The following is a 20,250-nucleotide window of genomic DNA, read 5'->3' as shown; positions in this document are numbered from 1 at the left end:
TAACTTGAAACAAATTTAGGCCGGGCACGCTCTGGCGGCCCGCGAATTCGCCCGCAGTATACATAACGACGAACGCGCGGGTACTCCTGATGCACTGCACAATCACTTTTACACGAAGAAAGTCAACCCGCTCTGTGCTGTAACGTTACTGAAAGGTTAGGCTTCCATTTCTCGGGCGGTTCCGCCCACTGCCTCAAGCTAATTCAATGAAAAAGAAGGACATTGAGATTTTCGATGTCATGTCGCTGCGCGGCCCGAATATGTGGACATATCGGCCCGTACTGGAGGCATGGGTCGATATCGGGGAACTGGAGGACTTTCCCTCCAACACGATTCCGGGGTTCCACGAGCGCCTGTCGGCCTGGCTGCCGTCGCTGATCGAGCATCGCTGCAGTATCGGCGAGCGCGGCGGCTTCCTGCAGCGCGTGAAGGACGGCACCTGGCCCGGCCATATCCTGGAACACGTGACGCTTGAGCTGCAGAACCTGGCGGGCATGCCCGGCGGCTTCGGCAAGGCGCGCGAGACCCCGGTGCGCGGCGTCTACAAGGTGATCGTGCGCGCCTGGCACGAGCAAGTCACCCGCGTCGCCCTGTTCACCGCCCGCGACCTGGTCATGGCCGCGATCGAGGACCGTCCCTTCGACGTCCCCGCCGCCGTGGACAACCTGCGCCGCCTGGTGGACGAGCATTGCCTGGGCCCCAGCACCGCCTGCATCGTCGATGCCGCGGACGACCGCGACATCCCGGCGATCCGCCTGTCGGACGGCAACCTGGTGCAGCTGGGCTACGGCGCGCGCCAGCGCCGCATCTGGACCGCCGAGACCGACCGCACCAGCGCCATCGGCGAAAGCATTTCGCGCGACAAGGACCTGACCAAGAGCCTGCTGGAGTCCTGCGGCGTGCCGGTCCCCGAGGGCCGCATGGTCGATTCCCCGGCAGACGCCTGGGACGCCGCCGAGGACATCGGCGTGCCGGTGGTGGTCAAGCCCTATGACGGCAACCACGGCCGCGGTGTGTTCACCAACCTGATGACCCGCGAGGAAGTCGAGACCGCCTACGGCGTGGCCATCGACGAAGGCAACGGCGTCATCGTCGAACGCTTCATCCCCGGCAACGAGCACCGCCTGCTGGTGGTGGGCGGCCGCCTGGTGGCCGCCGCCATGGGCGAGACCGCGAGCGTGGTCGGCGACGGCAAGTCCACCATCGACGAGCTGATCGAGCTGCAGATCAATTCCGATCCGCGCCGCGGCACCACCGAGGATCATCCGCTGAACCGTGTGCGGCTGGACTCGGCCGCGCGCCTGGAACTGAAGCGCCAGGGCATGGACGCCAGCTCGGTACCGCCCGAAGGCCGCACCGTGCTGATCCAGCGCAACGGCAATGTCGCCTTCGACGTCACCGACCGTGTGCACCCGAGCGTCGCCGCGCATGCGGCGCTGGCCGCGCGCGTGGTCGGGCTGGACATCGCCGGCGTGGACCTGGTGGCCGAGGACATCTCGCGCCCGCTGGCCGAGCAGCGCGGCGCCATCGTCGAGGTCAACGCCGGCCCCGGCCTGCTGATGCATATCAAGCCGGCCGAAGGCACGCCGCGCCCGGTCGGCCGCGCCATTGTCAACCACCTGTTCCCTGAGTCCGATGACGACCAGGGCCGCATCCCGGTGGTGGGCGTGACCGGCACCAACGGCAAGACCGTGGTCGCGCGCCTGGTGGCGCGCCTGCTGCAGCTGTCGGGCAAGCATACCGGCCTGGCCTGCAGCGACGGGCTGTTCCTGGACCGCCGCCAGGTGGAAAGCGGCGACCGCGCCAACTGGGAATCGGGCCATCGCATCCTGATGAACCGCGCGGTCGAGGCCGCCGTGTTCGAGAACGACAGCGGCAGCATCCTCTCCGAAGGCCTGGCCTATGACCGCTGCCAGGTCGGCGTGGTCACCAATTTCGACCAGCCCGACCACCTCGGCGACTACTACGTCGAGGACGAGGACCGCATGTACAACGTGCTGCGCACGCAGGTCGACGTGGTGCTGGAGACCGGCGCGGCCGTGCTCAACGCGCGCGACGAACGCCTGGTGGAGATGGCCGGGCTGTGCGACGGCGACGTGATCTTCTTCGGCCTGACGCCGGAGTTGCCCGCGATCGTGTCGCACCGCGCCGCCGGCAAGCGCGCGGTGTACCTGCGCGAAGGCAAGATCGTGCTGGCCACCGGCAGCAGCGAAACCGCGCTGGTGGACGTGGCCGCGGTGCCGCTGACCTATGCCGGGCGCGTCGCGTTCCAGGTCGAGAACGTGCTGGCGGCCGTGGCCGCGGGCTGGGCGCTGGGCATTTCCAACGACCTGATCCGCGCCGGCGTGGTGACCTTCGATGTCGGCCAGGTCGACGTGCCGGGCCGCTTCACGCTGTTCGAGCGCAACGGCGCCACCGTGGTGGTCGACGACGCCCACAACGCGCCCGCGCTGGAAGCCCTGGCGACCGCGCTGGAGCGCTTCCCGGCCGAGCGCCGCATGGTGGTCTACGGCGCCGGCGTGCAGCGCCGCGACGAAGACCTGGTGCGCCAGGGCATGGCGCTGGGGCAGCATTTCGACCGCGTCTTCCTGTGCGAGGACCGCAGCGTCAAGCGCGCCCTGCCCGATGCCGAGGCGCGCGCGCTGCTCAAGCAGGGCCTGTACGAAGGCCGGCGCGTGACCAAGATCATCGACGAAGGCACGCGCGCCAGCGCCATTGAAACCGCGCTCAGCCAGCTGGTGCCGGGCGACCTGCTGGTACTGCAGTGCGACGAGGCCGCCACCGGCGCCACCGTCGACCTGGTGCACCACTGGATGGGCCAGCCTGCGCGCCGCGCCTGACGCGGCCCCAAGCTCAACCGCGCATAGAAGACACGGAAACCGTTCTATGGAAGTCTCACGTATCCGGGCCCTGCGGGGCCCGAACCTGTGGTGCCGCCACACCGCCATCGAGGCGATCGTGGCCTGCCAGGATGCCACCAACATGCTGTCGGCCCTGCCCGGTTTTGAAGACCGGCTGCGCGCCCGTTTCCCTGAGATCGGGCCGCTGCGCCCGGACGAGGAATCGGGCGAGCTGTCGCTGGCCCACGTGCTGGAAGTAACGGCGCTGCGCCTGCAGGCCGCCGCCGGCTGCCCGGTCACCTTCAGCCGCACCGCGCAGACGGTCGAGCCCGGCACCTACCAGGTGATCGTGCAATACAGCGAGGAAGAAGTCGGCCGGCTTGCGTTCGAGCTGGCCGAGGCCCTGTGCCGCGCCGCGCGCAACGACACCCCGTTCGACCTGGCAGACGCGCTGCACCGCCTGCGCGAGCTGGACGAGGACGTGCGCCTGGGGCCCAGCACCGGCTCCATCGTCTACGCCGCCGTGGCGCGCGGCATCCCCTACCGGCGCCTGACGCAGGGCTCGATGGTGCAGTTCGGCTGGGGCAGCAAGCAGCGCCGTATCCAGGCCGCAGAGACCGACCGCACCAGCGCCGTGGCCGAATCGATCGCGCAGGACAAGGACCTGACCAAGACCCTGCTGCACGCCGCCGGCGTGCCGGTGCCGCTGGGCCGCTCGGTGCGCAGCGCCGAAGAGGCCTGGGCCGCAGCGCAGGAAATCGACGCCCCGGTGGTGGTCAAGCCGCGCGACGGCAACCAGGGCAAGGGTGTGGCGGTGCGCATCCGCACCCGCGAGGAAGTGATGACGGCCTACGAGGTCGCCTCGGACATCAGCTCGGACGTAATCGTCGAGCGCTATATCCCGGGCCATGACTTCCGCCTGCTGGTGGTCGGCAAGCAGCTGGTGGCGGCCGCGCGCCGCGACCCGCCGCAGGTCATCGGCGACGGCGTGCATACCGTGCGCCAGCTGGTCGAGGAAGTGAACCGCGACCCGCGCCGCGGTGAAGGCCATGCGACCTCGTTGACCAAGATCCGCTTTGACGACATCGCGCTGGCCACGCTGGCCAAGCAGAACCTGACCGCCGATTCCGTGCCGGCCAACGGCACGCGCGTGGTGTTGCGCAACAACGCCAACCTGTCCACCGGCGGCAGCGCCACCGACGTCACCGATGACGTCCACCCGGACATCGCCGCGCGTGCCGTGGCGGCGGCGCAGATGGTGGGCCTGGACATCGCCGGCGTCGACGCCGTGTGCGAGACCATGCTCAAGCCGTTCGAGGAACAGGCCGGCGGCATCGTCGAGGTCAACGCCGCGCCGGGCCTGCGCATGCACCTGCAGCCGTCGTACGGCAAGGGCCGCGCGGTCGGTGAAGCCATTGTCTCGACCATGTTCTCCGATGGCGACGATGGCCGCATCCCGGTGGTGGCCGTGTCCGGCACCAACGGCAAGACCACCACGGTCCGGCTGATCACCCATATCATGGCCACCAGCGGCCTGCGCATGGGCATGACCGGCACCGACGGCGTGTATATCCAGGGCGAGCGCATCGACACCGGCGACTGCAGCGGCCCGCGCAGCGCGCGCAACGTGCTGCTGCACCCGGACGTGGACGCCGCCGTGTTTGAAACCGCGCGCGGCGGCCTGCTGCGCGAAGGCCTGGCCTTCGACCGCTGCGACGTGGCGGTGGTGACCAACGTGGGCGAAGGCGACCACCTGGGCCTGTCCTACATCAACTCGGTGGAAGACCTGGCGGTGCTCAAGAGCGTGATCGTGCAGAACGTCGCGCCGCACGGCATGGCGGTCCTGAACGCAGCCGACCCGATGGTGGTGCGCATGGCCGACGCCTGCCCCGGCAGCGTCACCTTCTTCGCCCACGATCCCAACCAGCCGGCCATGGCCACGCACCGCGCGCAGGGCAAGCGCGTGGTGTTCGTGGACGGCGCCGACATCGTGGCGTCCGAAGGCGATACTGAAGTGCGCATCGCGGTAGCCGAGATCCCGCTGACGCGCAACGGCACCATCGGCTTCCAGGTCGATAACGCGATGTCGTCGATCGCCGCCGCGTGGGCGCTGGGCATCGACTGGCCGACCATCCGCCGCGGCCTGGCCACCTTCGTCAACGACGCGCAGACCGCCCCGGGACGCTTCAACGTGTTCGACTACCGCGGCGCCACGCTGATCGCCGACTACGGCCACAACCCGGATGCCATCCTGGCGCTGTGCAACGCTGTCGAGACCATCCCGGCCAAGCGGCGCATGGTGGTGATCAGCGGCGCGGGCGACCGCCGCGACGACGACATCCGCCGCCAGACCCAGATCCTGGGCGGCGTGTTCGATGAAGTCATCCTGTACCAGGACCAGTGCCAGCGCGGCCGCGCCGACGGCGAGGTGCTGGCGCTGCTGCGCGAAGGCCTGCAGGGCGCGCAACGCGCCGGCCAGGTCGAGGAGATCCGTGGCGAGTTCCTCGCCATCGATACCGCGCTGTCGCACCTGCAGCCGGGCGACCTGTGCCTGGTCCTGGTGGACCAGGTGGAAGAGGCGCTGGGGCATATCGCCAGCCGCATCGCGCAGGGCTGACCGGCCCGGCGATAAAAAAAGGCCAGCTCCGCAGAGCTGGCCTTTTTCTTTGCGCGCCGATCAGTGGCGCCCGGGCAGCGACAAGCGCCGCTCCAGCATATGCTGCACCCCCGACAGCCCCGTGCTCAGCACCCAGTAGATCGCCGCCACCGCCAGGTACAGAGGCAGCGGCTGGTAGGTGGCCGCGATCACCTCCTGCGCCGTGCGCAGCAGCTCGGTCACAGTGATGACCGATACCAGCGAGGTGTCCTTGATCAGGCTGATCAGGCTGTTGGACAGGCTTGGCACCGCCAGCCGCAGCGCCTGCGGGCCGATCACGTAGCGCAGTGCCTGCGCCGGCGTCAGGCCCAGGCTGTAGGCTGCCAGCCATTGGCCGCGCGACACGCCCAGGATGGCCCCGCGCATGCTCTCGGACAGGTAGGCGCCGACGTTCAGGCTCAGCGTCAGCACGCCCGCGGGCGTGGGCTCCAGCGCGATGCCGATGCCCGGCAGCCCGTAGTAGACGACAAAGATCTGCACCAGCAGCGGCGTGCCGCGCATGATGCTGACGTAGGTGCGCGCCGCCGCCTTGAGCACACGGCTATGGCTGATGCCCATCAGCGCCACCACCGTGCCCAGCATCAGCCCGAACACCATCGACCACAACGCGAACTTGATGGTCAGCAGCGTGCCCTGCAGCAGCACTGGCAGGGAATCGGTGACAAGCTGGAGAGCGGACATGGGCGTGGCGGCGGCAGAAGAATGAAAAAGAAAACGGCGCGGCAGCCATGCAGACCGCGGCGCCGCGACATGATACCGCCCGGCTTGCTGGCCGGCTTACCTGACTGGCTTACTTGATTGGCTTACCGGCGGGCCTGGTCACGTCGGTGCCGAACCACTTCACCGAGAGCTTGCCAAGCGTGCCGTCCTTGCCCAGGTCATCCAGCGCGTGGTTGATGGCCTGCGCGAACTTGGGGTTGTCCTTGCGGAACGGGATGGCCACCTGCGTGGTGGCACCCGCCACGATCGCGCCCGGCCGCAGCGGCAGGTTGGCGGTCTTGACCAGGTAGGCGACCATCAGCCGGTCGTTCAGCGCGGCGTCGACGCGCTGTGCCGCGAGGTCGCGCAGGTACTCAGGCGCGCCGGGATAGGTCTTGACGTCGATGCCCGGCACCGACTTGGCCAGGTCGTTGAAATTGCTGCCCAGGCTGACGCCGAGCTTGTGGCCCTTCAGGTCTTCCAGCGACTTGAACTGGCGCTTGTCGTCCTTGCGCTGGATCAGCTGCGCATCCGAGTAGACGTAGGGCGTGGAGAAGTCCAGCACTTGCTGGCGCTGAGGCGTGACGTTGACCTGGTTGACGATCACGTCGAACTTGCCCGCCTGCAGGCCGGCAATGATGCCGCTCCACTCGGTGGTGACGAACTCCGGCTTCACCCCCAGCTTGCCCGCCACCGCACGCGCCACGTCCACGTCAAACCCTTCCAGCTCGTTCTTCGCGCCGCGGAAGCCGAACGGCGGATACGTGCCCTCCAGGCCGATCTTTAGCACGCCGGCCTGCTTGACGGTATCGAGCAGGTCGGCGGCCTGCGCCGCGGTGGACGCCAGCCCGGCGCCGGCAAGCAGCGAGGCAGCCAGCAGGGATTTGAGCCAGCCAGTACGAATCGATCGCATATGTTCTCCAGTGGATGCGGATAAGCAGTGTGGGGGACAGACAGCGCCGGAGGCCGCTTGTGAGGGCCGCCGGCCAGTTGTGCTGCTATGAGCCTATATCGGGCTCAACACTACCGCAAACACTATCGAGCGCTAAATACTGATTCATTATGGCTAAATAACCGCCGGACCTGATACGGCCCGGCCGTGGCGCCCTGCCCTTACTGGTAGGCCTTGTCGTTGGGCGCCGCGAACAGCGCCTTCATGTCGGCCGAGAGCGGGTAGTTCATGTTGATGCCGCGCGGCGGGATCGGCGACATGAACCACTTGTTGTACAGCTTCTCGGCACGGCCGCTGGTCTGCAGGTCTGCGATCACGCCGTCGGCCAGCTTCTTGAACGAGGGATCGTCCTTGCGGAACATGCAGGCGTAGTTCTCGGTCTGCAGCGGCGCGCCGACCACCACCCAGTCGGCCGCGCTCTTGGCCTTGGTGCGCTCGCCGTACAGCAGCGGCTCGTCCATGACGAAGGCAGCGGCGCGGCCGGTCTCCAGGATCAGGAAGGACTGGCCGTGGTCCTTGGTGCTGATCAGGTTCATGTTCATGGCCTTCTCGCCGTTCATCTTGACCAGCAGGCGCTCGCCGGTGGTGCCGGCGGTGGTGACCACATTGCGGTCCTTCAGGTCGGTGAACTCCTTCACGCCCGAATCCTTCCTGGTCAGCATCTTGATGCCGTAGACGAACATGCTGTTGGAGAACGCCACCTGCTTCTGGCGCTCCAGGTTGTTGGTGGTGCTGCCGCATTCGATGTCGATGGTGCCGTTCTGCACCAGCGGGATGCGGTTCTGCGAGGTGATCGGGGTCAGGCGCATCTGCAGGCCGGGCATCTTCAGTTCGCTCTTCACCTTGTCGACAATCTGCAGCAGGATCTCGTGCGAATAGCCCATGACCTCCTTGCCGTCGGTGTATGAGAACGGGATCGACGATTCGCGATAGCCAAGCGAGATCACGCCGCTGTCCTTGATCTTCTTCAGCGTGTCGCCATCGGCGGCATGGGCGGCGCCGGCGGCCAGCAGCAGCGTGGCGGCCGCAAGCGCGCGGCGGGTGGCGGATCGGTGGGGGTGCAGTGATTGCATGTGGCGCTCCTTGTAGTGGGGCTTGGTCATTGAGGCATGTTTCGTGGACGGCGTCGTGGCTTGCGGACGCACGGGTACGGCATGAACCAACACTTGCCTGCGGCGCTAGCGGGACAGGACGTTAGGCGCACGCAGCATCAAAATCCTCTGCTTCGATGGCCGGACGGCGCCCTGCCAGCCGGTCGGCCAGCAGGCCGGCGCTGCCCATCGCCAGCGTAAAACCGAGCGCGCCATGGCCCAGGTTCAGCCATAGCCCGGACACCCGCGACGGCCCCACCAGCGGCAGGCCGTCCGGCGTGGCCGGGCGCAGCCCGGCCCACGGCTGCAGCTGCGCCAGCGGCAGCTCGGGCACGATGCCCTCGAACAGCGCGCGTGTCTGTGCCACCAGCGTGCCGACCCGCTCCGGGTCGATGCGGGTGCCGCCGCGCACCAGGTCGGCCATGCCCGCCACCCGCAGTGTATTGCCGATGCGCGCGTAGACGATCTTGTTGGCAAAGTCCGTCACGCTGATATGCGGCGCGCGCGTGCCGCTGGCCAGCGGCACCGTGATGCTGTAGCCCTTGAGCGGCCACAGCATCGGCCGCACGCCCAGCGGGCGCAGCAGCGGCACGCTGCCGATGCCGCCGGCCACGATCACTACGTCGGCCGGCACCACGCCGCTGGCGGTCCGCACGCCGGTCACGCGCCCACCCTGCTGCACCAGCTCTTGCACGACGGTGCCGAAGCGCATCGACACCCCGGCGTGCGCCCCGTCTTGCAGCAACCGTGCCAGCGACAGGCAGAAGCGGTGGCAGTCGCCCACTTCCTCGCTCGGCGTGTAGATGGCGCCGGCAATCTCGTTGCGGATGCCGGCCAGCGCGGGCTCCAGCGCCACGCAGGCATCGCGGTCCAGCGCCTGCTGCTCGCAACCCAGGCTGGCTTGGTAGTCCAGCAGCCGGCAGGCCGCATCGAACGCCGCCGCATCGCGGTGCACAACCAGTTTGCCGCGCCGCGCAAAATCGAAACCGGCGCCAACATCGTCATGCTGGTGCCGGGCCACGAACGCCTGCATCAGGTCGCGTGAATAGAACCCCAGCCGCAGCAGCTTGCGCGTGGTGGCTTCACTGGTGGCGGCATTGCAGGCGCCCATGAAGGCTGCCAGCCAGCGCCACTGCGCCGGGTCGGCCGCGGGCCGGAAGCGCATCGGCGAATCGCGCCGCAGCAGCCAGCCCGGCACCTTGGCCATCACGCCCGGCCCGGCCAGTGGCGCCACATAGCTGTAGCTGAGCTGCCCGCCATTGGCAAAGCTGGTCTCCTCGGCCGGCCCGTCGTGGCGCTCCAGCACCGTCACCTGGTGGCCGTCCTCGGCCAGGCGCCACGCCGTCGTCATGCCGACCACGCCGGCGCCCACGATCACTACCTGCATTGCCATCCCTTGATTGCTTTTTCCCGATCCGGCAAAGCGTAGTGCAGGCGGCGCGGATTGCCCAATGCGAATACGTGCCAGAATATGTCATCAGGCTATGGATGCCTGCCCGCTTCCCGGATTGCCATGCGCTTGCGCCAGATCGAAGTCTTCCGCGCCGTGATGCTGACCGGCACCGTCAGCGAGGCCGCGCGCCTGCTGCACGTGTCCCAGCCGGTGGTCACGCGCGTGCTGCAGCACGCCGAGGCCTCGCTCGGCTTTCGCCTGTTCGAGCGGGTGCGCGGCCGGCTGCAGGCCACGCCCGAGGCCAATGCGCTCTATGGCGATGTCGAAAGGCTATATGGCGAGATCGAGCGCGTGCGCCGGGTCTCGGAAAGCCTGCGCCACAAGGGCGCCGGGCGGCTGCGCGTGGCCGCCACCCCCAGCCTGGCCAACCCGCTGCTGGTGCCGGCGGTGCGGCGCTTCTGCGCGCGCCACCCGGACACGCAGGTGCAGGTGCTGACCCACCATACCGACGAGATCGTCGGGGCGCTGCTGGCCAACCAGATCGACCTGGGCTTTGCCTTTGCGCCGCCGGGCCACGAGGCCATCGCCAGCGAGCCGGTGGCCAGCGGCCGCATGCTGCTGGCGGTGCCGCGCGGCCAGCCGCTGCCCGCCGGCGGGCGCCGCCAGGTGGTGCCGATGCAGCGGCTGATGGAGCGCGCCTTCATCGGCTATGACGACAACAGCTCGCTCGGGCTGCTGGTGCGCCAGACCCTGGCCCGGCACGCGCTGGAGCCGCGCTCGACGCTGGAGGTGCAGACCTATTCGCTGGCGCTGGCCCTGGTCGATGCGGGGCTGGGCGTGACCCTGCTGGACCAGTACACCGCGCTCAGCGCCAGCCCCGAGCGGGTCGCGCTGCACGACGTGGCGCCAGTGCTGCCGTTCGAGGTCCAGATGCTGCGCGCCAGCCATCGCGCCGGCTCCAGCCTGGCCGACGACCTGCGCGCGCAGTTTGCGCTGGCCGCCGCGGAACTGGCCGCAACGCTGCCGCAGCGGCTGGAAGCGCCAGCCGCCAGCTTTGACGCCACGCCCCGGAGCCGCGATCGAGGTCCGCCTGATGTCTGACTGATGTCCGATTGACAGCCGCGCGCGGCGTGCACCATCATCAAGCCGCCTGCAGGCACAACCTGCGTGCGCCAAACCGCCTATGTTCGTCCTGACCCTGATCGCCCTTGTCCTTGTCAGCGCCTTTTTCTCGGTCTCCGAGATCGCGCTGACCGCCGCGCGCCGCACCAAGCTGCAAGTCCTGTCGGAGCGCGGCGATGGCCGCGCCACGCGCGTACTGCGGCTCAAGGAAGAGCCCGGGAATTTCTTCACGATCGTGCAGATCGGCGTCAACAGCGTGGCCATCCTGGCCGGTATCCTCGGCGAGAAGCATGTATCGGACCTGCTGCTGGAAACGCTGTCGCCCTATATGCAGGTGGTCCACGCCCAGCGCGTGGCCAATATCGGCTCGTTCCTGATCGTGACGCTGCTGTTCATCCAGTTTGCCGACCTGATCCCCAAGCGCATCGCCATGACCTTCCCCGAGCGGTGCGCGGTGGCGGTGATCGACCCGATGCTGACGCTGCTGCGCGTGCTCAAGCCGCTGGTCTGGATCTTCAACGCCGCCGCCGATGCCACGCTGCGGCTGCTGCGCCTGCCGACCAAGCCGGTCGACCAGATCACCACCGAGGACATCGCCGCGATGGTCGATGCCGGCGCCGAAGCCGGCGTGCTGCACAAGCATGAACTCCACCTGATCGAAAACGTGTTCGAGCTCGAGTTCAAGAGCATTACCGCGATCATGACGCCGCGCGACGACGTGGTCTACCTGAGTCTCGACGAACCCGCCGACAGCGTGCGCCGCAAGCTGGTCAACCAGCCGCACGCGCAATACCCGGTGTGCGGGCACGACCTCGACGACGTGCAGGGCTATATCGATTCCAAGGACATCCTGCAGCTGCTGCTGGCCGACGAGAGCGCCACCGTGATCAACAATATCGGCCGCCACCACGACAAGAACGTGCTGGTGATCCCCGACACGCTGACCCTGTCCGAGGCGCTCACGCGCTTCCGCGAGATGCACCAGAACTTTGCCGTGGTGATGAACGAATACGGGCTGGTGGTGGGCATCGTCACGCTGGACGATATCGTCGGCGCGCTGATGGGAGACATCCTGTATTCCAGCGAGGACGAGCAGATCGTGCGGCGCGACGACAGCTCCTGGCTGGTCGACGGCCTCACCCCGCTGGTGGACCTGAAGAAGGCGCTGGATCTCGACACCCTGCCCGGCGAGGACTATGTCGACACCGCGGCCGGGCTGGTGATCTATTCGCTCAAGCGCATCCCGAAGAAATCCGAGTCGATCACCGTGGCGGGCTATCGCTTCGAAGTGCTGGACATCGACCATCACAAGATCGACCAGCTGCTGGTGTCGCGCCTGCCGCAGGCGCCGGAAGCCGAAGCGCCGCCACGGCTGGCGTAGGCGCGACGGCCTGCCGGTAGCGCTCCAGCGTATCCGGCAGCCGGAACCACGCCACATAGCTGAACGCCACCACCACCGCTGCCGCCGCCACCGCGCCCAGCCGCCATGGCGCCACCGATTCCTTCGGCGCCGGCACGTGCAGCGTGCGGTAAGCCGTGCCGAGCAGCGCGATCCATGCCAGCCCCAGCGCATAGCCTGCAGCGACATCCGACAGCCAGTGCATGCCCAGGTACAGCCGCGATACCCCGATCGCCGCCACCGCCACCACGGTCAGTGCCAGCACCGGGATGCGCACGCGCCACGGCTGGCGCAGGCACATCAGGAAGGCCAGGAAGCCATAGGTGACCATGCTGCTGGTGGCGTGCCCGCTGGGGAAGGAATACGATTCCAGGCCGCTGTAGATGCTGGCCGGGCGCATGCGCGCCATGCCCAGCTTGAGCGCCATCACGCAGGCGCGCGCCCCCAGCAGCGCGGCGGCCCAGTACAGGGCCACGGTCCAGGCGCGCCGCCAGCACAGCCACGCGAACACCGCCACGCCCACCGTCAGGGAAATGCGCGCGCCGCCCAGTTCGGTCACTGCCACCATTGCGATATCGAGCCAGTCGGTACGCAAGGCACGCAGCCATGCAAACACGATCTGGTCGATGCGCACCACGCCCCCGCTTTCTGCGACCTCGCCGGCCAGCCAGAACAGGGCGCTGCCGCAGGCCAGCAGGACCACCAGCAGCTCGGCCATGTCGCGCTCGAGCATGCGCAGCGTGAGCGTGCTCAGCCGGCGCGGCTGTGCGGCCACGCGCGCGGACAGTGCGCCGGCCCCCCACACGCGCCACCGGTCCAGCCAGCGCACCACCGGCCGCAACAGCGCCACCAGCAGCGGCACCAGGCTCAGCAGCAGCACCGTCACCAGCGTGAACAGCGCCAGCAGCCCGAGCGCCGTGCCCGGCGTGAGCCAGGCCTCTGCGAAGGCGCTCGCGCCTGCCGGCACGTCAATCACGGGACCCACCCGCGGCGCCGACGATGCGGGCGATATTGGCGCGCGCCGGCGCCTCGCAGTCGGCAAAGGCGTCGGTCAGGAATAGTCGCGGGCGCTGCGCCAGCTTGCCCAGGAACGCCGCGCGGCGGCGCATGAATTCAGTCTCCAGCGCCTCCCCCTGGAGACCGGTGCGGGCGGCCAGCATGGCGCGGTTCTCGGCGAACACATCCAGGCTGTGGGCATCGAACATTTCCGAAGCCGCGGCCAGCCTGAGCAGGTCGAGATCGAGCACGGTGTCGGCGCCGGCAATGCTCGGGCCATGGCCGCGCGTATCGAGCACGATCTGCGCGGCACGCTCCAGCACCGCGCGGTCCTCGCCGGGCGCCACCGTTTCGATCAGCGCGGCTGAGGCGGCTTCGTTGTGCTCGCACCCCGCCACATAGACCGCGTCGTGGCACAGCACCGCCAGCGCCTGCGCGCGGTCCAGCGCAATGCCGCGCGCGTGGGCGGTCTCGAACATCTCCAGGATATGGCGGCTGTCGTGGTAGTGCCGGTACGGCGTATCGTGCAGCGCCAGCACATCGAGCACCGCCTGGCGCGGCAGGAAGTCCAGGCACGCCAGCGCCGCGGGCCAGGCGGGCGCAAAGCGCGGCACCTCGCCCTGCGGCGTGGCCACCGGTTCACTGAACACATCGGCGCGGCGCACCCACAGCAATGAGGGATCGCGCATCGCGCGGTAGACCACCACGGGCGCGAGATCGGCCTCGAAGCGGCCGATGCCGACTGCCGTGTAGGCGCCGCCCTTGTAGTGCCGGTACGGCATGCCGGCGACCAGGTTGGGGTCGGCCGGCAGTTCGGCCGGATCGCCGTGGAAGGCCGGTGCTGGGGGTTGGCTGGCGGGTGGCTGTGTCATGGTGCGGCATCCTGCGTTGCGGATCGCCATGATAGTGCACCCGGCAGCGCGTCCGGTACGCGGGCCAGTGCCGCGGCCCATGCCCGCCGCATGAAAAACCGGCCGCGGAAAAAACAAAACCGACGCGCACTGTCGTGGGCGTCGGCCTGAGTTTTACTACACTGTTGTTGCCTGCCGGTGGTCGATTCCGACAGCTTCTTGTTTTGGCGGAGAGGGTGGGATTCGAACCCACGGTACCGTCGCCGGTACGCCTGATTTCGAGTCAGGTACATTCGACCACTCTGCCACCTCTCCGGTAACTTGTTGCCGTGTGGCGAAACCGAAATTATAGCCATGTCCGGCCAGCCGATGCAATAGGCTGGCAGCGGATTTTTTCGGTTCGCTTTACATCTCCGGTTCCAGGCGGGTGATGCCGCCCATGTACGGCTGCAGCGCGGCCGGCACGGTGACCGAGCCGTCTGCGTTCTGGTAGTTCTCAAGGATCGCCACCAGCGTGCGGCCCACGGCCAGCCCGGAGCCGTTGAGGGTGTGCACCAGCTCCGGCTTGCCCTGCCCCGCGCGCATGCGCGCCTGCATGCGGCGCGCCTGGAAGTCGCCCATATTCGAGCACGAGCTGATCTCGCGGTAGGTGTTCTGCGCGGGGATCCACACTTCGAGGTCGTAGGTCTTGGTGCTGCCGAAGCCCATGTCGCCGGTGCACAGCACGATGGTGCGGAACGGCAGCTCCAGCTTCTTCAGGATTGCCTCGGCGTGGCCGGTCAGTTGTTCCAGCGCCTCGAACGACTGCGCGGCCGGCACCACCTGCACCAGCTCGACCTTGTCGAACTGGTGCTGGCGAATCATGCCGCGCGTGTCCTTGCCATACGAGCCGGCCTCCGAGCGAAAGCACGGCGTATGCGCGACAAAGCGCAGCGGCAGCTTCTCGCCGGCGACGATGGCGTCGCGCACGATATTGGTCAGCGGCACCTCGGCGGTCGGGATCAGGTAGAAGTTCTCGATGCGCTCGCCGTCTTCGCTGCCGACCTTGCGCGGCACCTTGAACAGGTCTTCCTCGAACTTGGGCAGCTGGCCGGTGCCGCGCATCGAGGCGGCGTTGACCATGTACGGCACGTACATCTCGGTGTAGCCGTGTTCCTGCGTATGGGTGTCGAGCATCAGCTGGACCAGCGCGCGGTTCATGCGCGCCAGGCCGCCGCGCAGCATCGAGAAGCGCGAACCGGTGACCTTGACCGCGGTGTCGAAGTCCAGGCCCAGCTTCTCGCCCACGTCGACGTGATCGCGCACGGCGAAGTCAAACTGGCGCGGCTCGCCCACGCGGCGCACTTCAACGTTCTGGGTTTCGTCGTTGCCCACCGGCACGCTTTCATGCGGCAGGTTGGGGATGGCCAGCATCAGCTCGGCCAGGTGCGCCTGGATCTCGTCCAGCCGCGCGGCCGAGGCCTTGAGCGTGTCGCCGATGCCGCCAACTTCCGCCATCACGGCCGAGGCGTCCTCGCCCTTGCCCTTGAGCATGCCGATCTGCTTGGACAGGCTGTTGCGGCGCGCCTGCAGTTCCTCGGTCTGGGTCTGCAGTTGCTTGCGTTCGGCCTCAAGTGCCTGGAACGCCGCAACGTCGAGTTGGTAGCCGCGCGTGGCAAGGCGTTGCGCCACGGCGTCGATGTCTTTGCGGAACAGCTGGATGTCGAGCATGTTGCTTTGGTGAAGTGCAGGGCCAGCGACATGCCGGCGGACCCGCCATTTTACTGCACCGGCCCCGTCCGGCGCGAACCGGGCGATGCCAGGCCAGCGCCGTGTTGCCGGCTCACGCCACCGCTCACTCCCCGCCCTTGCCGCCGTCCTTTGGCTTGGCCACGCGCTGCTCGCGATGCCAGGCGGCATCCAGCTCGCGCAGGTGGCGCAGCTTCTCGGCGATCTTGCCCTCCAGCCCGCGCGGCACCGGCTGGTACCAGTCCTGGGCCTTGAGGTCGTCCGGGAAGTAGTGCTCGCCGGCGGCGTAGGCCTCGGGCTCGTCGTGCGCGTAGCGGTAGGCGTGGCCGTGGCCAAGCTCCTTCATCAGCTTGGTCGGCGCGTTGCGCAGGTGCACCGGCACCGCGCGCGACTTGTCCTTGGCGACGAAGGCGCGCGCCGCGTTGTAGGCGTTGTAGCCGGCGTTGGACTTGGGCGCCACGGCCAGGTAGATCAGGGCCTGACCCAGCGCCAGCTCGCCCTCGGGCGAGCCAAGGCGCTCATAGGTCTCGGCCGCGTCCAGCGTGATGCGGGCGGCACGGGGATCGGCCAGGCCGATATCCTCCCATGCCATGCGCACGATGCGCCGCGCCAGGTAGCGCGGGTCGGCGCCGCCGTCGATCATGCGGCAGAACCAGTACAGCGCCGCGTCCGGGTCCGAGCCGCGCACGGACTTGTGCAGCGCGCTGATCTGGTCGTAGAAGGCGTCGCCGCCCTTGTCGAAGCGGCGCAGGTTTTCCGACAGCGCGCTGCCCAGCAGCGCGGTATCGATCTGCGCGGCGCCGGCGGTGCGCGCGGCACGCGCCACGATCTCGATATTGTTCAGCAGCTTGCGCCCGTCGCCATCGGCCGAGGCCACGATCAGCTGCAGTGCTTCGTCCTGCCAGCTCAGGTCGCCCGCCTGTGCGCCGAGTTCTTCGCTGGCGCGCAGCGCCAGCTGGGTCAGCTCGGCATCGTCCAGGCTCTTGAGCACATAGACCGCAGCGCGCGACAACAAGGCACCGTTGACTTCGAACGAGGGGTTCTCGGTGGTGGCGCCGATAAAGGTGAAGAGCCCGCTTTCCACATGCGGCAGGAAGGCATCCTGCTGGCTCTTGTTGAAACGGTGGACTTCGTCGACGAACACCAGCGTGCGCCGGCCGTGCGCGCGAAACTGCTCGGCGCGCTCGACCGCCTCACGGATGTCCTTGACCCCCGACAGCACCGCCGACAGCGCGATGAACTCGGCGTCGAAGGCACTGGCCATCAGCCGCGCCAGCGTGGTCTTGCCCACGCCCGGAGGGCCCCACAGGATCATCGAATGCGGCTCGCCGGACTCGAACGCCACGCGCAGCGGCTTGCCCGCACCGAGCAGGTGCTGTTGCCCGATCACCTCGTCGATGGTGCGCGGGCGCAGGCGCTCGGCCAGCGGTTGCCGGGAACGGTCGGGAGTATCGGAAAACAGCGTGTCCGCCACGGTATTCAAGCCTTGTGAATGCAGAACGCCACAGTGTAGACCATCGGCGCCCTGCCCCTGCGTGGCACGCTAGGCGGCAAATGCCACCACATCCTCGATCTCGACACGGATGCCGATGCGCTCGCCCACGGCATGGTTGTGGTGGGACGGCACCAGCGCCAGTACGCGGCCGCCGCTGGCCAGGCGCAGCGTGTACAGGATCTCGGCGCCGCGGAAGGCCTTGTGGACCACCTCGGCGCGCATCGGGCTGGCGTCGTCGTGGATGATGTCATCGGGGCGCACCAGCACGTCTACGGCGGCGCCAGCGGGCAGCGCCAGCGGCGCCGCGGGGCGCAGCAGGCCCAGTTCCAGTTCAATCTCCGCGGTCTCGCGCAACCGCCCCGCCATCAGCACGCCCTGCCCGATAAAGCCCGCGACAAAGCGCGATGTCGGCCGGTGGTAGAGGTCGTGCGCGCTGCCCCACTGCTCGATCACCCCGTCGTGCATGACGCCGATCTCGTCGGCCATGGCAAAGGCCTCGTGCTGGTCGTGGGTGACCAGGATCGCGGTGGTGCCCTGCGCCTTCAGGATCGCGCGCACCTCCAGGCTCAGGCGTTCGCGCAGGTCGACATCGAGGTTGGAGAACGGCTCGTCGAGCAGCAGCAGCTCCGGGCGCGGTGCCAGCGCGCGCGCCAACGCCACGCGCTGCTGCTGGCCGCCGGAAAGCTCATGCGGATATTTGCGGCCCGCGCCGGCCAGTCCGACCAGCTGCAGCACCTCGTCCACGCGCGCCGCGCGCCCGGCGCGGCTGGCGCGCACCAGGCCGAAACCCACGTTGGCCGCCACGTCCAGGTGCGGGAACAGTGCATAGTCCTGGAACACCATGCCGATGCGGCGCTGCTCCGGCGCCAGCATCGCCCCGGACGACGACACGACCTGCCCGTCCAGCACGATGCGGCCGTCCTGCAGCGGCTCGAAACCGGCGATGGCACGCAGCACCGTGGTCTTGCCGCAGCCGCTGGGCCCCAGCAGGCAGGCGATATTGCCGCGCGCCACCGAGAACGACAGCCCCTTGACCACCACATGGCGGCCAAAAGCGTGACGGATATGGTCGACCTCGATGACAGCGGCGCCAGCGCCAGTGACGTCAGCAACGCCTGCGCGGGTCGCCGGCCGGCTGCGGGCCTGGGCGCCGGGCAAGCGTGAATAGGAATCGGTTCGCATGTGCGCATTATAGAGACGCGGCCGGGGGCCGTGAGCGCCTTTCGGGGCAAATGCGTGCCCCACATTGCTAGAATGCGGCAGCCGCACGCTGTGCGCGGCACTTCCGCCCACTTTCCGACGCATGCTCCTGTCCAGCCGCCGCCGCTTCCATCCCCTGACCCTGGCCACCCTGGTGATGGCGCTGCTGATCGCCGTGCCGGTGCTGGTGATCGCCTCGGCCGTGCTGCTGCCCGCCGGCGACACCTGGCGCCACCTGATCGACACGGTGCTGGCGGAATACGTGCTCAACACCGTCTGGCTGCTGTGCGGCGTCGCCGTGGGGGTATTGCTGCTGGGGGTGACCACCGCCTGGCTGGTATCGACCTACCGTTTCCCGGGCCACGCCGTGATGGAATGGGCGCTGGTCTTGCCGATGGCGATGCCCGCCTACGTGATCGCCTATGCCTACACCGACGCGCTGCAGTTTGCCGGGCCGGTGCAGGGCTGGTTGCGCGAGCTGACCGGCTGGAAGGCGCGCGAGTACTGGTTTCCAGATATCCGCTCGCTGGGCGGCGCCATCGCCCTGTTCTCGCTGGTGCTGTATCCCTACGTCTACCTGACCGCGCGCGCCGCCTTCCTGCAGCAGACCCAGAACACGCTGGAGGCCGCGCGCCTGCTCGGCCACGGCACCTGGAGCAGGCTCTGGCGCGTGGTGCTGCCGCTGGCGCGCCCCGGCATCGTTGCCGGCACCGCGCTGGCAATGATGGAAACGCTGGCCGACTTCGGCACCGTCGCCTACTTTGCCATCCCGACTTTCTCCACTGGCATCTACCGCGCCTGGTTCTCGCTTGGCGACAAGAACGCCGCGGCGCAGCTGTCGGCATGCATGCTGCTGTTCGTCGCCGCCATCCTGCTGCTGGAGCGCGCCAGCCGCGGCCGCGCGCAGGTCTACGGCAACCAGCGCCGCGCCGTGGCCTGGACGCTGGACGGCGCGCGCGGCTGGCTGGCGCTGGCCGTATGCATGGTGCCGGTGCTGCTGGGCTTTCTGATTCCCGCGCTGATGCTGTGCCGCATGGCCTTCACCGACGGCGATGCGCAGTTCGGCGCGCGCTTTGTCGGGCTGGTGCGCAACAGCTTCCTGCTGGCCAGCGCCACCGCGCTGGCCGCGGTGACGGTCGCGCTGGCGGTGGGCTACGCCGCGCGCGCGGCCAACGGCAAGCGCAGCTGGCTGATGCGCGGCCTGACGCGGCTGTGCGGCATGGGTTATGCGCTGCCGGGCTCGGTCATTGCCGTGGGCGTGCTGGTGCCGGTGGCGCGGCTCGACAACGCGCTGTCGGCCTGGCTGCAGCAGCAGTTCGGGCTCTCGGTGGGGCTGCTGCTGACCGGCGGCATCGCCGCGCTGGTCTATGCGCTGCTGGTGCGCTTCCTGGGCGTGGCGCTGCAGACCGTCAATGCCGGGCTGGGCAAGATCACCCCCAGCATGGATGCGGCCGCGCGCAGCCTGGGCCACGGCCCCGGCGCCACGCTGCGGCGCGTGCATTTCCCGATGCTGCGAGGCAGCCTGCTGACCGCGGCACTGATCGTCTTTGTCGACGTGATGAAGGAGTTGCCGGCCACCTTCGTGATGCGTCCGTTCAACTTCGACACGCTGGCCGTGCAGGCCTACAACCTCGCTGCCGACGAGCGCCTGACCGAGGCCGCCACCGCCTCGCTGGTGATCGTGGCCGTGGGCCTGCTGCCGGTGATCGTGCTGTCGCGCACGATCCGGCGCGAAGCGCAGCGCTGAGCCTCCCACGCTTCTTGCCCTAAAGTCGCGCCACAACGCGCCGATAGCCTTTTATGGCCCGGCGTTCGCCCGGGAGCGAAC

14 protein-coding genes and 1 tRNA gene are annotated in these 20,250 nt (G+C 68.5%); 5 read left to right on the top strand and 10 right to left on the bottom strand.

Annotated features, from left to right (window positions below):
* The first annotated feature begins 206 nt into the window (after window positions 1–206).
* Together cphA (AC3WQZ_RS06560) and cphA (AC3WQZ_RS06555) are read left to right on the top strand one after the other, a co-directional pair.
* Window positions 207–2,840, top strand: a complete 2,634-nt coding sequence (gene cphA, locus AC3WQZ_RS06560; protein ID WP_492300197.1) for a cyanophycin synthetase — start codon at window positions 207–209, stop codon at window positions 2,838–2,840.
* Between the two features lie 46 nt (window positions 2,841–2,886).
* Window positions 2,887–5,457 carry a cyanophycin synthetase gene (cphA, locus tag AC3WQZ_RS06555; RefSeq protein ID WP_010812978.1) on the top strand — a complete coding sequence of 857 codons (2,571 nt, stop codon included), beginning with the start codon at window positions 2,887–2,889 and terminating at the stop codon, window positions 5,455–5,457.
* 60 nt (window positions 5,458–5,517) lie between these two features.
* Here the strand turns inward: cphA (AC3WQZ_RS06555) and AC3WQZ_RS06550 are convergent, their stop codons facing one another.
* The 4 genes from AC3WQZ_RS06550 to AC3WQZ_RS06535 form a co-directional block, all read right to left on the bottom strand.
* Window positions 5,518–6,177 (bottom strand): amino acid ABC transporter permease, encoded by a 660-nt coding sequence (locus AC3WQZ_RS06550; protein WP_010812979.1) that lies wholly within the window; start codon window positions 6,175–6,177, stop codon window positions 5,518–5,520.
* Window positions 6,178–6,286: 109 nt separating this feature from the next.
* Window positions 6,287–7,108 (bottom strand): transporter substrate-binding domain-containing protein, encoded by an 822-nt coding sequence (locus AC3WQZ_RS06545; protein WP_011614689.1) that lies wholly within the window; start codon window positions 7,106–7,108, stop codon window positions 6,287–6,289.
* A gap of 200 nt (window positions 7,109–7,308) precedes the next feature.
* Window positions 7,309–8,220: a glutamate/aspartate ABC transporter substrate-binding protein gene (locus tag AC3WQZ_RS06540; protein ID WP_011614688.1), complete on the bottom strand. Its 912-nt coding sequence runs from the start codon at window positions 8,218–8,220 to the stop codon at window positions 7,309–7,311.
* 121 nt (window positions 8,221–8,341) lie between these two features.
* Window positions 8,342–9,625, bottom strand: a complete 1,284-nt coding sequence (locus AC3WQZ_RS06535; RefSeq protein WP_492300236.1) for a D-amino acid dehydrogenase — start codon at window positions 9,623–9,625, stop codon at window positions 8,342–8,344.
* Window positions 9,626–9,751: 126 nt separating this feature from the next.
* Here AC3WQZ_RS06535 and AC3WQZ_RS06530 point away from each other — a divergent pair, with 126 nt between their 5' ends.
* Both AC3WQZ_RS06530 and paeA read left to right on the top strand, forming a co-directional pair.
* Window positions 9,752–10,732: a LysR substrate-binding domain-containing protein gene (locus AC3WQZ_RS06530; RefSeq protein WP_010812983.1), complete on the top strand. Its 981-nt coding sequence runs from the start codon at window positions 9,752–9,754 to the stop codon at window positions 10,730–10,732.
* An 82-nt stretch (window positions 10,733–10,814) separates the two neighbouring features.
* Window positions 10,815–12,134, top strand: a complete 1,320-nt coding sequence (paeA, locus tag AC3WQZ_RS06525) for a polyamine export protein PaeA (protein WP_010812984.1) — start codon at window positions 10,815–10,817, stop codon at window positions 12,132–12,134.
* Here the strand turns inward: paeA and AC3WQZ_RS06520 are convergent.
* The 6 genes from AC3WQZ_RS06520 to AC3WQZ_RS06495 all read right to left on the bottom strand — a co-directional run bounded on the left by AC3WQZ_RS06520 (window position 12,016) and on the right by AC3WQZ_RS06495 (window position 18,404).
* On the bottom strand, window positions 12,016–13,128 hold the full coding sequence (locus tag AC3WQZ_RS06520; protein ID WP_143010659.1) for a phosphatase PAP2 family protein: 1,113 nt from the start codon (window positions 13,126–13,128) through the stop codon (window positions 12,016–12,018). The genes paeA and AC3WQZ_RS06520 overlap by 119 nt on opposite strands.
* Window positions 13,121–14,050, bottom strand: a complete 930-nt coding sequence (locus AC3WQZ_RS06515) for a DUF1653 domain-containing protein (RefSeq protein ID WP_037023924.1) — start codon at window positions 14,048–14,050, stop codon at window positions 13,121–13,123. The genes AC3WQZ_RS06520 and AC3WQZ_RS06515 overlap by 8 nt, the downstream gene beginning before the upstream one ends.
* A gap of 174 nt (window positions 14,051–14,224) precedes the next feature.
* A tRNA-Ser gene (locus AC3WQZ_RS06510) sits at window positions 14,225–14,314 on the bottom strand.
* Between the two features lie 90 nt (window positions 14,315–14,404).
* Window positions 14,405–15,709 carry a serine--tRNA ligase gene (gene serS, locus AC3WQZ_RS06505; RefSeq protein WP_010812988.1) on the bottom strand — a complete coding sequence of 435 codons (1,305 nt, stop codon included), beginning with the start codon at window positions 15,707–15,709 and terminating at the stop codon, window positions 14,405–14,407.
* Between the two features lie 124 nt (window positions 15,710–15,833).
* Entirely contained in the window at window positions 15,834–17,201 is a 1,368-nt protein-coding gene (locus AC3WQZ_RS06500) for a replication-associated recombination protein A (RefSeq protein ID WP_011614682.1), read from the bottom strand.
* 69 nt (window positions 17,202–17,270) lie between these two features.
* Window positions 17,271–18,404, bottom strand: coding sequence for an ABC transporter ATP-binding protein (locus AC3WQZ_RS06495; RefSeq protein ID WP_081225771.1), 1,134 nt, complete (start codon window positions 18,402–18,404; stop codon window positions 17,271–17,273).
* Window positions 18,405–18,525: 121 nt separating this feature from the next.
* Here AC3WQZ_RS06495 and AC3WQZ_RS06490 point away from each other — a divergent pair, with 121 nt between their 5' ends.
* Entirely contained in the window at window positions 18,526–20,169 is a 1,644-nt protein-coding gene (locus AC3WQZ_RS06490; RefSeq protein ID WP_492300194.1) for an ABC transporter permease, read from the top strand.
* Window positions 20,170–20,250 lie beyond the last annotated feature (81 nt).

Source organism: Cupriavidus sp. FW305-26 (assembly GCF_058787975.1).
This window is presented reverse-complemented; position numbering and strand designations above follow the sequence as displayed.

Bases quoted from the DNA above. Each gene is read 5' to 3' on its own strand.
- cphA (WP_492300197.1), top strand. From the start codon at position 207: ATGAAAAAGAAGGACATTGAGATTTTCGATGTCATGTCGCTGCGCGGC.
- cphA (WP_010812978.1), top strand. From the start codon at position 2,887: ATGGAAGTCTCACGTATCCGGGCCCTGCGGGGCCCGAACCTGTGGTGC.
- AC3WQZ_RS06550 (WP_010812979.1), bottom strand. From the start codon at position 6,177: ATGTCCGCTCTCCAGCTTGTCACCGATTCCCTGCCAGTGCTGCTGCAG.
- AC3WQZ_RS06545 (WP_011614689.1), bottom strand. From the start codon at position 7,108: ATGCGATCGATTCGTACTGGCTGGCTCAAATCCCTGCTGGCTGCCTCG.
- AC3WQZ_RS06540 (WP_011614688.1), bottom strand. From the start codon at position 8,220: ATGCAATCACTGCACCCCCACCGATCCGCCACCCGCCGCGCGCTTGCG.
- AC3WQZ_RS06535 (WP_492300236.1), bottom strand. From the start codon at position 9,625: ATGCAGGTAGTGATCGTGGGCGCCGGCGTGGTCGGCATGACGACGGCG.
- AC3WQZ_RS06530 (WP_010812983.1), top strand. From the start codon at position 9,752: ATGCGCTTGCGCCAGATCGAAGTCTTCCGCGCCGTGATGCTGACCGGC.
- paeA (WP_010812984.1), top strand. From the start codon at position 10,815: ATGTTCGTCCTGACCCTGATCGCCCTTGTCCTTGTCAGCGCCTTTTTC.
- AC3WQZ_RS06515 (WP_037023924.1), bottom strand. From the start codon at position 14,050: ATGGCGATCCGCAACGCAGGATGCCGCACCATGACACAGCCACCCGCC.
- serS (WP_010812988.1), bottom strand. From the start codon at position 15,709: ATGCTCGACATCCAGCTGTTCCGCAAAGACATCGACGCCGTGGCGCAA.
- AC3WQZ_RS06495 (WP_081225771.1), bottom strand. From the start codon at position 18,404: ATGCGAACCGATTCCTATTCACGCTTGCCCGGCGCCCAGGCCCGCAGC.
- AC3WQZ_RS06490 (WP_492300194.1), top strand. From the start codon at position 18,526: ATGCTCCTGTCCAGCCGCCGCCGCTTCCATCCCCTGACCCTGGCCACC.